The sequence below is a fragment of the Vibrio sinaloensis DSM 21326 genome, from assembly GCF_000189275.1.
Lineage (GTDB): Bacteria > Pseudomonadota > Gammaproteobacteria > Enterobacterales > Vibrionaceae > Vibrio > Vibrio sinaloensis.
This window is the reverse complement of the sequence record NZ_AEVT01000025.1, coordinates 25,087-38,412: the sequence shown is the minus strand read 5'-3', so window position 1 is coordinate 38,412 and position 13,326 is coordinate 25,087. Positions and strand designations below refer to the sequence as shown.

At 47.3% G+C, this 13,326-nt stretch carries 9 protein-coding genes; 3 read left to right on the top strand and 6 right to left on the bottom strand.

The features are described from left to right. Positions 1 to 2,325, bottom strand: a 2,325-nt coding sequence (locus RH45_RS05945) for a VCBS domain-containing protein (RefSeq protein WP_008074955.1), incomplete at its 3' end; no start/stop codon positions are given. Between the two features lie 307 nt (positions 2,326 to 2,632). On the opposite strand from RH45_RS05945, the gene RH45_RS05940 reads away from it, so the two are divergent. Together RH45_RS05940 and RH45_RS05935 are read left to right on the top strand one after the other, a co-directional pair. Beyond that, the gene (locus RH45_RS05940) at positions 2,633 to 3,925 is read left to right on the top strand and encodes a TolC family outer membrane protein (protein ID WP_039958267.1); all 1,293 of its coding nucleotides are present in this window, start codon (positions 2,633 to 2,635) and stop codon (positions 3,923 to 3,925) included. Positions 3,926 to 3,927: 2 nt separating this feature from the next. Next, positions 3,928 to 4,542, top strand: coding sequence for an OmpA family protein (locus tag RH45_RS05935; protein ID WP_008074953.1), 615 nt, complete (start codon positions 3,928 to 3,930; stop codon positions 4,540 to 4,542). Between the two features lie 66 nt (positions 4,543 to 4,608). Here the strand turns inward: RH45_RS05935 and nhaA are convergent, their stop codons facing one another. The 5 genes from nhaA to RH45_RS05910 form a co-directional block, all read right to left on the bottom strand. Further along, positions 4,609 to 5,796: a Na+/H+ antiporter NhaA gene (nhaA, locus tag RH45_RS05930; RefSeq protein ID WP_008074952.1), complete on the bottom strand. Its 1,188-nt coding sequence runs from the start codon at positions 5,794 to 5,796 to the stop codon at positions 4,609 to 4,611. 261 nt (positions 5,797 to 6,057) lie between these two features. Next, positions 6,058 to 7,182 carry a lipocalin-like domain-containing protein gene (locus RH45_RS05925; RefSeq protein ID WP_008074951.1) on the bottom strand — a complete coding sequence of 375 codons (1,125 nt, stop codon included), beginning with the start codon at positions 7,180 to 7,182 and terminating at the stop codon, positions 6,058 to 6,060. A 1-nt stretch (position 7,183) separates the two neighbouring features. Beyond that, on the bottom strand, positions 7,184 to 9,637 hold the full coding sequence (locus RH45_RS05920) for an ABC transporter permease (RefSeq protein WP_008074950.1): 2,454 nt from the start codon (positions 9,635 to 9,637) through the stop codon (positions 7,184 to 7,186). Beyond that, entirely contained in the window at positions 9,618 to 10,289 is a 672-nt protein-coding gene (locus RH45_RS05915; RefSeq protein ID WP_008074948.1) for an ABC transporter ATP-binding protein, read from the bottom strand. Before RH45_RS05915 ends, RH45_RS05920 begins: the two co-directional genes overlap by 20 nt. A gap of 123 nt (positions 10,290 to 10,412) precedes the next feature. Continuing rightward, complete coding sequence (locus RH45_RS05910) at positions 10,413 to 11,783, bottom strand: MATE family efflux transporter (RefSeq protein ID WP_008074947.1); 1,371 nt, start codon at positions 11,781 to 11,783, stop codon at positions 10,413 to 10,415. A gap of 104 nt (positions 11,784 to 11,887) precedes the next feature. On the opposite strand from RH45_RS05910, the gene RH45_RS05905 reads away from it, so the two are divergent. After that, complete coding sequence (locus tag RH45_RS05905; protein WP_008074945.1) at positions 11,888 to 13,321, top strand: DUF2867 domain-containing protein; 1,434 nt, start codon at positions 11,888 to 11,890, stop codon at positions 13,319 to 13,321. Positions 13,322 to 13,326: the final 5 nt, after the last annotated feature.

Below are 13,326 nucleotides of genomic sequence, written 5' to 3'. Positions count from 1 at the left end.
GTCGGCATCAACCGCGAGTACGGTACCTATTACGTCGGTTTGCTCTGAGTTCTCGTTGTACTCAAACGCATAACTTTGAACCGGCTCGTCATCTTCGTAGAAGATCGGTGCGTTGTCATCGATATTAAGCTCACTCAACTCAACATCAATCGAGGTCGTTTTAACGTCACCCAAGCCTTCGTCTTCCGTTGCCATGACCGTGATGTTATGAACATTCGCCGCTAGCTCATAGTCATTGGTAAACGCTTCAACACCAGCATCAGTCAGACCAATTTCACCGCTAACAAAGTCAATTTCAAATAACGGCTCATCGGCATCGTTAGTTACATTACTTGTTATGCTGTAAGTAACATTTTCGCCATCAGCATCAATGGCTAAAACAGTACCTATGACGTCACCAACCTCAGAACCTTCGTTGTAACTAAATGCATAGCTTTGTACTGGCTCTTCATCCTCATAAAAGATCGGCGCATTGTCATCTAAATTAAGTTCTGTCAGCTCAACATTGATGTCCGTTGAATTAACTTCTCCGAGCCCTTCATCTTCCGTTGCGGTCACAGTGATGTTATGAACGTTCGCCGCTAACTCATAGTCGTTAGTAAACGCAGTCACACCCGCAGCGGTTAAGCTGATCTCACCGCTGACAGAATCAATTTCAAATAACGGCTCATCAGCATCACTGGTTACATTCGCCGTAATGCTGTAGGTGACGTTTTCTCCATCACCGTCTATTGCTAATACCGTCCCAATGACATCACTGTCGAGAGAGTTCTCGTTATATTCGAATGCATAATTCTCAACGGGCGTCTCTTCATCGTCATCGTAGAAAATTGGCCCGCCTTCATCGACATTAAGCTCACTCAACTCAACGTTTATGTCTGTAGAATTGACTTCTCCAAGCCCTTCATCTTCTGTCGCCGTCACGGTAATGTTGTGGACGTTCGCCGCCAGCTCAAAGTCATTAGTGAAGGCTACCACACCAGCAGCGGTCAAGCTGATCTCACCGCTGACAGAATCAATTTCAAATAACGGCTCATCGGCATCATTGGTCACATTAACCGTAATGCTGTAAGTGACGTTTTCACCATCAGGATCCGTTGCGGAAACCGTACCGATGACATAATCGTCGGTGACATTTTCTTCATAAGCGAATGCATATGTGCCTGTTTCAGGATCGGTTCCTTCGAAAACAGGAGGGTTATCATCAATGTTCTGTTCATTTAAGAACACGTCTACGGTCGCGGACTGAGGCTCTCCGATACCGTCCCCTTCCGTTACCGTCACTTCAATTGTGTGCGAATTCGCGAGAACTTCGAAGTCATTAACATACGCAGCGGCACCAGCCTCGGTCAGACTGATTTCACCCGTTTCTGAATCGATTTGATACAGATCGTTGCCGTCACCGTCTTGTAAATTTGAAGAGATACTGAAGATAAGTACGCTGTTATCAGGGTCCGTAGCAGCGACTTGACCTATGGTGACACCCGCGTCGGTCCCTTCTGAATAATCAAAGGAATAGGAGTCAACAGCAAATGGAGACAATTCAATAGGCTCTTGCCCCACTTCAACAAACTCCGGAAGATCGTTGGTTCCGTCAATGGTGACCGTGACCGTGGAGAGAGTACCGTCACTCGATTCCACTTCAAAAATATCAGACACCAAATCGCCAATGTTTAACTCGTCGTAGGCAGAGTCAGCGGTGTACGTCCAGTTACCATCAGCATCGATGGAAAAGACACCATAGGATCCTTGGACATTGTCTTGAGGAACAAACGTAGGATCATCGGTGTCTGTCGCAATCAAGGTACCATTGAGCACAAGCGGCTCATCGGTTTCATCTTCGCGTACGTTGTCGTCACCCAAAATAATGGCTTGTGGTGTCAACGAGTCTTCAACCAGCTCAAGCAACGCTAAGCTTTGTGTTTCAGATAAACCTTGAGATTCTAAACCCGTAGTATCAAAAGATGTTGATGCTAAAGTTTCAGCACCTGTCCGCTCAATATCTCCAGACCCAGTCGGACTAGACCCATTCTGACCACCTGCCGCAGTCGCAAAGTCTTCGTTCTGTGTCGGGTCGACGCCTTGTTCAATCTGCTCGAAGATCGCGGCGATTTCATTGTCTAAATTAAGCTCATTTAAGCCACCATCATCATTGACAATTTGAGCGCCAACTTCCGTTGCAGCTGTCGATCCTTGTCCTAGGACAACGACAACATCTCCCGGTCCAGGGACTTCTCCAGGCAACAACTCCCGAATTTGTCCATTGGTATCGATAACCACCGTTGTGTTGGCGAGTGCTATTGTAGCGAGACTTTTCATATTCATAGCCAAACTTCCCAGTTGCATGACTAGCTGTGGAGCCCAATTATTCTGCTCAAATTTTGGGCGTAAGGGTGCATCCTATAAAGCTAGACGTCTCACAACTGATAAACCACTGAATGACAAAAAAGTACCAACGAAAAATGATAGATCAGTAACTTATTACTGCGATTTATTGGCCACAAATCTCACTTTTTCACTAATTGAACTAAGCTTTCCTTAATATTTCCACCTAACCGACACCCCAACCTAATTCATTAGGTGTACGACACCAGTGATTAAGGAGGTTACCTTGAACTGGAAAAAAACACTGATGGCAACCGGAATTGCCATCGCCTGTGCGAACAGTTACGCACAAACACTCGAGCAAGCAGTGGCTATTACCCTTGCGACCAACCCAAACATCAAAGCCGTATTCAATGAGTTTAAAAGCGCCGTAAAACAAAACGATGCTGCTGGTGGAGCTTACTTACCTAGCATCGATTTAGACGCAGGAATTGGCTATGAAAGAATCGAACCCGCAGACTCCACGGGACGAGAAACAACCGACCTTACAAGGAAGGAAGCAACGGTAAGCTTGACGCAGTTGATTTGGGATGGCTCATCAACACTCAATGACATGGATCGAACAGCGGCCGAAGCTGAATCAATCCGATTGCAACTACTCTCTGATGCGTCAGATTTGGCACTTAGAGTGACTGATATCTATCTAGATGCGGTCAAAGCGACCGAAATATTAGCGCTTTCGGAAAGCAATCTAGCGGTACACAAGGAAATCTACAAAGACATCAAGCGGCGCGCGGATTCAGGAATTGGCTCTACGGCTGATGTTTCCCAAGTGGAAGCTCGTATTGCTAAAGCACACGGCAACTTGCTTGCCGCGCAAAATAACCTGGTCGATACCCATACCCAGTTTCGTCGAGTTGTCGGTCAGGATCCTTTAGGCCTAATCTACCCCAGAGCCGATGAAGAAAAACTGCCTCTCTCCCTAACGGATGCCATTGTACAAGCCAACGACAATCACCCGGTGATCAAACTTTCCGTGATTGATGTGGATGCCGCTCGCTTCCAGTACAAGCAATCAAAGGGCAACTTCTACCCCACATTCTCAATCGAAGCGAGTCAAACGTGGCGAGATGACGCTGGGGGTGATGAAGGACGAAGTGAAGAAACGCTAGCAATGATTCGTATGCGCTACAACCTGTTTAATGGCGGCTCGGACAGCGACCTTTCAGAGCGTGCCGCATACCAACTCAACAAAGCCAAAGACCTCAGAGATGATGCCTACAGACAAGTTGAAGAAGGCTTGCGTTTATCTTGGAGTGCACTTGACTTAACACTGCAGCAGAAAAACTTCTTGGCTGATCACGTCGATTCCGCGGCTGAAACGGTTATCTCGTATGAGAAGCAATACAAAATCGGTCAACGTACCTTACTGGATTTACTCAACACGGAAAATGAACTGTTTGAAGCACGTAAAGACTATTTAGACGCACATTACGCAGAGCAGTACGCTAAATATCGAGTGATGAACGCGACAGGTGTTCTACTTGACGCGCTATTGGTCGATACACCGAAAGAGTGGACCGAGCGAGTGGAGTATTGATTATGAAATCCTTAATAATGATCCCCCTATCTGTCCTAGCCGTCGCTGTAACGACAGCGGTTTCCGCTCAAGATGAGTATGATTACATAGACACCCCTGTAGCCGATCAAATTGCCGACTTAACGGATGACGATCGAGACGGAGTGGTCAACGCCCGAGATATCTGCCCCAACACACCGCTCGGTGCACAGGTCGATAATGATGGTTGTGGTGAATCGCTGAAAACAGAGGAAGAGCGCCAATTGAGAATCTTGTTCGCCAATGATTCTTATGAGATTAACCCTATTTTCTCCGATCAAATTCAAACCATGGCAGAATTTCTTGAGAAATATCAGTCGGCCTCGATTCAAATCCAAGGCTTTGCCAGTAAAGTGGGTGAACCCGAATACAACCTAGAGCTCTCCAAGAAAAGAGCACATGCTGTTGAAGACGAATTGCTCTCTTATTATGTGGAGCCAAGCCGCGTATCTATCATCGGCTATGGTGAGACTCGGTTAGAAGCACAAGGTGATGATGAGACTTCCCATGCGTTGAACCGTAAAGTCACGGCTACCGTTGTCGGTTTGGATGAAGAAGTCATTGAAGAATGGACAATCTTCACCACCAAAGAAAAGTAACCCAAAAAAGAAAAGCGCCTCGTCACAAGACGAGGCGCTTTCGTTTATCTTTGCTAACCCACAATATTAGTGGTGAGAGTTAACTTCGTTGGTGCTACTCGCAGCAGAGGCTTTTGGCTGAGGTAGCGACATACGAAGCAATGCGTAACCTAGCACAGCAGACACTGTCGACCCCATCAAAATACCAAGACGAGCATAGGTATCAAACTCAACATTCGCCTGACCAAATGCCAGCGACGAGATGAAGATGGACATGGTAAAGCCGATACCACACAACACTGATACTGCGAAGATATGCTTGAAGTTAATCCCTTCTGGCAGTTTAGCCACACCCAGTTTCACCGCAGCCCAACTGAATGAGAATATACCTAGCGGCTTACCAACGAGTAGACCAAGCGCAATACCTAACGGCAGTGCAGATCCCAAGCTTGCAAATGAAACCCCTTCCAGCGAAATACCCGCGTTGGCAAATGCAAAGATAGGTAAGATACCAAAGGCAACGTAAGGGTGAAGCGCGTGCTCCATGTGTTTGAGTGGAGAGTAGCTCCCTTTCTCGCCTTTGAGCGGAATAGCAAAACCAATCACGACACCCGCCAAGGTTGCATGCACACCCGATTTTAGAACCGCTACCCACAAGATGAAACCAACGATCATATATGGGGTTAACTTAGTGACGTGCCTCGAGTTTAGGAAGAACAACGCCGCTGTCATCGCGAAACCAATCGCAAGTGCCGTCGTCGACAGGTCACTGGTGTAAAACAGTGCGATGATCACGACAACACCTAAGTCATCAATAATTGCCAGAGCAAGCAAGAACACTTTCAAACTAACCGGTACACGCTTACCTAATAGCGCCATGATACCGAGTGCAAACGCGATGTCAGTCGCGGCCGGAATCGCCCAACCTTGAATCGCTTCTGGGTCACCAGAGTTAAACAGTACATAAACTAAAGCCGGAGCCAACATACCACCTACCGCGGCAATGGCTGGGAAAATAGCCGTTTCCTTTGACTTTAGTGCGCCTTCTAGCAGCTCGCGTTTTACTTCTAGACCAATAAGTAAGAAGAACACAGCCATTAAGCCGTCATTGATCCAGTGGGACACTGACATGCCAAGTACGTAGGTGTGTAGCGCGCCCTGATAAACGTCTGCCAAAGGAGAGTTAGCAATGGTCATAGCGATGGCCGCGGTGATTACAAGCAAAATGCCACCAGCAGACTCCATCTTGAAAAAATCGCGAATAATATCACTCATGATATCTTCCTTATATTTATTATGTTAATAAGCGATTAACAAAGAATACAGACGAGTGTATAGATAACAAAACATCAGGGAAAATCGCTTGTTTAGAGGTTTCATTTCGGAATTTCCGATATAAACCTCAATATTACTTCCCTTTTTCCTGATCCAATTATAGGCAAGAAGTTTAAATACGCCTACAAATGCAAAAGAGCGGCTTCCCGTTCTGTGAGAAGCCGCTCTTGGTAATAGTGTTCTTATTAATCAAAGACTAAGCTAGTAGCCCGTCAGTTGCATAAATCCTTTTGCTTGATGGGTACCCTTGGTTTTTATCGGTCCCTCCCAGTAAGGGATAACGAAAGGCAACCATTGTTGCGTATTCATCAGCTCAGTGGTCAGTTGAATACCGTATTCGGGGATCGATATTTCCCAATGCAGCGGTACTTGCTTGCCATTGTTCATAAAGCTCACTTTTAAAGGAACTAAAGACACATCTTTAGGAGCAAGATCAATCACTTTTCCATCATTGGTCGTTAAAGTTCCGAATACGTAAGGCAACTGCTTGTCATGGCGATATCGGCTCAGGGACAAGGTCGTTTCATCATCGAGATGGAGTACAAACCAATCCCAACCTTGCTGGCCTTCCGCCATCAGGCCACTGCCCCACTCCTTACTCATCCAAGCCTGCCCTTCAACATTCAGCAATTGCCCATCATTTAAATCGAGCGTGCCTTTCACACGGAGAAACGGAGCAATAATGTTGTAAGAGGCAACAGGCAGTAAGTCGTGTTTTTGTCGGTAGCCACCATCACCAGGTAATGCAAATGGGCCACGAGTGACTGTGGTTAAACTCACATTAAAATGGTCAGAGGAAGCACTTAGCTGTCCGGGGAAAGGGGTACTCCCTAAAGAGCGCCAGTTCCAGTTATCTATCCAGATCCGAAACGGTCGGTTAGACATGCCTGCTTGCCCGATACCACCGCGCGCCATGCGCTGTTCACGCCATACTCTCTGCCCTTGTGTCACCACAACGTGTGAAACAAAAAGTTGCGGGCTCAACCAACCGGAAAAATCGCTATCGTGACTGGCAATGCGAAAGTAGCTCCATTGAACGCCATACTCTTCCCCGTACTGGTCGGTGACATTGGCAAAGTAGTGCCACCATTCATGTTGAAAGTCGTTATGAAAGGCAAAGTCTTTGGGCAAGATAACCGGGGAATTAGGCAGAACGGGTTCGAAAACTTGACTCGGTTTGGATGTCAGTACCGAACTGACCGACTGTGCGGTTGATGATTGTTCATGGTCTTGGTGGGTTCTAGAGGACCAAGTCAAATAAACCAGTCCCAAAATGAGCGCTAAGGAAAAGACCCTTCCAGCAATGCCTACTATTTTGTTGCTCATTTTACAACGAGTTCCTCAAAGACTTCATCGCCGTCCCTCTCACCATACGAATCACAGGGATGGCTCCCGCGATGACCAATGCCAACATGGCTAATGCACCTGTATGTAGGTAGGCATGAGGAACCAATTGCAACTCTAATGTCCAACCGAAAGATTGCTTGATGATAATATCGACCACTAATCTTGCCAAGGCCAAACCAAGCGGCATTGCGATCAAGGTAGAAATTGCACCAAAAACAAATAGCTGCAAACTGCCCATAATCACTAACTCTTTACCCGACATTCCTAAACAGCGCAGCAGTGACACGTGCTTTTGCCTTGAGATTTCGCCCGCTATCGTCGCGAAGAAGATACCAAACACAGCAATAACTAACGTGATGTTGCCTAGCGTATCAGCAATCGAGAAAGTTCGATCAAAAACACGCATCGCTTGTTTGTGAATATGACTGTTATCGTAGATACGTTCACCGTCAATTCTAAACACTGATTCCATGCGACGCTTCAAGCCTAGTGGGTTTACACCGTCTTTGAGCACAGCACCTAATGCAACACTGCCGCCCCCAGCGAAGGCATACAGCCAATTACGATGCGAGAGCAAAACCTGATTGTACGGATTGCCGTAATCATAATAGACGCCGACAACTTGCCAGCCTTGGCCTAACTCTCCTGCTAAATCAATGTAGTCACCGGGTCTAATATCGAGTTTCAACGCCATTGATTCACTGATCATAACCCCTCTAGAATGGTGTAAATGATACCAGTAATTCGGCACTCCGAGCTTCACTGTTAGCGCATCGAGTTCTCCTTCAGAGCCGCCAGAGCTCACAACTTGTAAAGGGCCTTTTGAGGTGTTTAGCTCTTTTTCCCAACGCCACCAGACTTTGTCTACTTCAGGCTGTTTACCAAGCCAAGTACTCATTCGCGCCGCTGCATTGGTATTTGGGTAAATATAAAGATCCGCCGCCAAGCGTTGGCTTAGCCATTTATCCGTGGTGTCTCGGAAACTACCAACCATAGTTTCTACCCCAATATTGGCCGCCATCGCCAACATAAAGGCCATGGTCGCGACCCCACGATAGCTCATGCTAGCGGCGGCATCGGCAAAGAACCAACGCGCTTTCACCCAACGGAGCGAATACGCGAAACTATCAAACACTTTCCAGATCAAAAACGGCGTGATGAGCGCCACACTTAAAAGCATCAACGCAATAATGGCAAAGCCTGACTCTTGTGTTTGTGGAGCCTGATAGATAGCAATCGCCGCCACACAAAGCATACAAGCAAGCATGGCCTGAATCGTAAACTCGGTTCCCGCAAAGCGAACCAATGATAAACGCGTGGTTAAACGAATAGGTTGCGAACGCAACAAACGAATCAAAGGCCACGCACAGGCAACAACCGCACCAATTAATGCCAGATACAGGCTGTATAGACTTGCGCTCCAACTCCAAGTTAGCGCTAGGCCAACGTTGGCATCGTATAAGTCGCTTAAGCTAGCCGAAACGGTAGGAATAAGTTGATTTGCTAGTAGCAAACCTAAAATGTTACCGCATAACCAACTCACCAGAACAAGGAAGAATAACTCCAACAAAAGTGCCTGAGCTAACTGCCATCCTGATACACCCGTTTGACGCAAAATCCCAACCAAAGGTTGGCGCTGCACCAACGAGAGCGACATCGCTTGATAGAAAATAAACAGGCCGACTAAAAATGCCAGCATACCCATCGCACTTAGATTCATGTGGAAGGCTTGAGTTAACGATTCCAACTCCGCTCGAGAGCTGCGACTTAACTCCATACCATTTGGCAAGGTTGCTTTCAGTTTCGCGAGTTTCTCTGGCGACATTTCACCACAAGCAATGACCGATATTCCAGAACTGCGCTCTAGCATGCGCAACAGCGACATGTCGGCAATGATGCGAGTTCCGTTCAGCTTACCTTCATTATCAACCAGAATCGGGCCTAGCTTGCTACCATCTTCAAGACGTATGAAATCATTGTTTTGCCACTTCATGTGCGCGGCAAGATCTTCACTGACTAATACTGGATAAGGAGGACGCATCAACTGCAACGAAGCTAAATCATCCAAAGACGCACCCGACTGCATTTTTAACATTGCCACAGGGTCGATGCCGACCAACATGAGGTCTGTACCTTTATCGGTATGAACTCTTAAGCTTTCAAATGGCGCACATTGAGTAAACCCATCGCGACGAAGTTGAATGTAAAAGCCTTGCGGTATTTTATTGATGGTGTGCTTAGGGCGAATGCGGTAAGGAAGAGGGTTTGAAAATAGTTTTTCTCCATGCTCGTAGCTTTGACGAGCATGGTTGTTGATCGAGCTAACACCGACCAATAGCGAAACACCTAGAGTAAGACCAAGCCAGACAAGAATGATTTGAAAGGGGTAACGTCTGTAGTGGCCAAGTAGTGCTTTAACTACGGGCCATAACATGCAGTTGCCCTCCTTGTAGGCGAATGCGACCTTCCATGTGCCCCGCCACCCGCTCACTGTGCGTGACAAGCAACAGTGTACACTCTAATTGGCGTGTGAGTGACGTCAGCAGTCGCATAACGGCTTCGGCGTTTCGCTCATCAAGGCTGCCTGTAGGCTCATCTGCGAGAAGCAGCTTAGGTTCCATATATAGCGCGCGCGCAATGGCCGCACGCTGTTGCTGACCACCAGACACCTCTTCAGGGTAACGTCCCAACAATGGCATTAGGTCTAAGGCCGACAGGATCTGACGCCATAAACCTTGATCTTCCGGCAGACCTTTCAACTGACGGCAAAATCGAATGTTGTCGGCAATATTAAGCGTTGGAAGTAAATTGAAATGTTGGAAGATGAGGCCAATATTGTTGCGGCGATAAGCGGTGCGTTTGCTTTCGGTGACTTGATGCATGGTGAAGTTTGGGAACCAAATTTCACCAGAATCAACGGTGTCTAAACCCGCGATGAGATTGAGTAAAGTGCTTTTACCTGAGCCACTTTCTCCCATTAATGCGACCTGTTCACCTTGCTTCAAAGACAACTCAGCACCTTGTAAAACAGGGTGAAATTCGCCCCCGTCTACATAGCCTTTACTTAGGTCTGTTAGTTGTAGCATCAAAACTCTCGAAAACAATAAAAATTGGACTGTGAATCTACACTAAATCGTTCGAACTAGGAAGCATTTTGGATACTAGATCACAAGATATGCATTAAATTGCACCAACTTATCGCCCAAGGTCTAATTTTCGATCAAATTACGAATCCACTTGCGTGTTGTCATTCGATAGACAGAGCCAAACCATTTGATGACTTCCTCTGTCAAAAACAGTACGTATATCCACTCGGGTGGCCAGCCCCAAACAATGGCTGCAACAGCCGCCAATGGGATACCAATCAACCACTGCGCGACCAGATCTTGGTATAAACAGAACTTAACGTCACCACCTGCTCTTAACACACCCACAATGGTCATCATAGGTACCGAACGCAGCACAATACCCAAACTCAACACCAGCATAAATTTTTCAGCCAGAGCACGAGTTTCATCCGTCAGCGCGGTAAAGGAGTCAAGCACCAATCCCTGCACTAAGAAAAGAACAATCGCGACGACAATGCCGACAATGAGACTCAGAATCGTCACACCCACACCTTGGTAATACACGGCTTCGTAATTCTTGGCACCAATTTGGTTTCCTACCAAAACCGCAGCAGCATTGGACATACCAATCAAAAGCGCCAATGAAATTGATTCGACCGGAGACATCACCGACAAAGCAGCTAGGCCCTGTACGCCAGAGTGTCCCAAAATGGCATGGTAAGCGAACAAGCCGCCAGCCCAAGCAAGGAAGTTAAAAGTGGTCGGTAGAGACAGCTTTAGAAACTTAACGATTCTAGGCCAATCGATGACAGCTTTAATGTCGGCAAGTCCAAACGCCAATAGATGCTTCTTAACATGCAGATAGCCAAACAGGGTGATCACCTCAATCGCACCACTTAATACCGTCGCGATCGCGGCACCTTTGATCCCCATTGCCGGCACACCAAACTTACCGAAAATGAACACCCAGTTAAGGAAAATATTAGACAAGATGCCAATGCCGCTAAAGAACGTACTCAGCCCAGGCTTATGCATGGCGCGAAGGCCAACGGCCATACTTGCGACACAAGCAACGGCAAACATGCTGACTGAGGTAATCACCAGATATTCAGCCCCTAAGGCAATCACTTCAGGAGAGTTCGTCGCTAGGCTCATGACCTGATTAGGGAACCAAATAAACAACGCTGCGGTGATAGCGGCAAATAGGGTGGATACTAGCCAAGTTAGCGCCGTACTCTCGCGCACGCCCTGTTTATCCCCTGCCCCCCAATACTGGGCTGTAAGCAGCGCGCCCCCCGTTGTCACACCGACCAGCATAATTGTTGTGACGAAAGTAGCGCGGGCGGCAACACCGACGGCCGCAATTTCAGCTTCGCCAAGTTGACCGAGCATAAGGACATCGACCAAACCTCGGCTAGAGAACATGATACTTTGCAACGTGATCGGCAATGCAATCGCAATCAAGCGGCGTAGAAAGTCACCTTTGGTATGGTATAAGATTTGAGAAAACATAGAGCGCCACCGACCAACAACAAGGGTCTGAAAAGTAGGAAAAATTAGCTGAGCATTATATGATCAGTTGAATAATGAAACCATAGATTTCATAGGGGAACGGAATGAAAAAAGTGCTCGTACTTGGCGCGTCAGGTTACGTGGGCTCGCAGTTATTATCTCAGCTGTGTGAGCAAGGCTACCAAGTTACAGCGGCTGCACGACAAATCGATTATCTGTCGGCGCGAGTTACCCCTCATCCGAATTTAACGATTCAATACCTTGATCTTGCCGATCGCCAAGCGACCCTCGCATTGGTTCCTCAATTTGAGCTGGTCTATTTCCTCGTTCATGGGATGGCCCATGGCCACGACTTTCTAGACTATGAACTGTCTCTAGCAGAAAACTTCAAACTCGCACTAGAGCAGAGTCAAGTTCAGCACGTCGTCTATCTCAGCGCTATTCAGCCACAAACCGGCAATTCCGAGCATTTGAAAGCGCGCCGCATGACTGGCGATCTCATTCGACAGGCTGGAGTTCCGATCACTGAATTGCGTGCAGGTGTCATCATTGGTGCAGGCTCAGCGGCTTTCGAAATCATGCGAGATTTCGTCTACAACATGCCCGTTTTAATCACGCCAAAGTGGGTTGATTCCAAAGCCAACCCAATTGCTTTAGAAAACCTCAACCACTATCTACTCTGTCTAGCGAAAGAAACGCCTTCGCAGCACCACTTATATGAAGTGGGAGGTCCAGACACTTTGAGTTACAGAGAGCAGTTTCAGGTCATTAGTGATGTTATTAAAAAACCCATTCGACTATGGTCAACGGCCCTCCTCACCCCATCATTAGCTTCAAAATGGCTGGGGGTGGTCACTTCTGTCCCTTCCAGCATCGGAGCCGCGCTATTGTCTGGCCTTGAGCATGATTTTATTGCCGAATCTGAAGAAATCCGCGAGCGTTACCCACAAACCTTGATCTCATTTCAACAGATGGTGAGCGACAGCATCGCAGCGGAAGGTACGTTTGTTCGCAGCGAAGTGTGGGGATTTGACCCCGCAGCGCTTAACCGTTGGCAAGCGGGTTATGGCTACTACCCCAAGCAAACCGGGGCGACCATTGAAACTCATTTGACGAGTGAACAGCTGTGGCAAATTGTTCGTCAAATTGGTAGCCGTAAAGAAGGTTACTTTTTTGCCAACGTTCTTTGGCGCACTCGTGAATGGCTTGATCTCTTTTTCGGTGGAGGTCGCCCCGTTCGCCGCTCTCCGGCAGGGCCAGAGCTCAAAGTCGGTGATCATATTGATTCTTGGAAAGTGATTCGCTGTGAACCAAACCAATTCTTGTCATTATTCTTTGGTATGAAAGGGCCAGGATTAGGAAGATTGGAGTTCACACTCGAAGACCTAGGTGACAAACGACGACTCAATGTAACGGCGTGGTGGCACCCACAAGGGTTACTCGGCCTGCTCTATTGGTTTGCCATGATGCCAGCGCATCTGTTTATCTTCAAAGGCATGGTCAAAGCAATCGTGAGGAAAGCAAAAGAGCTTCCTTAATGGAA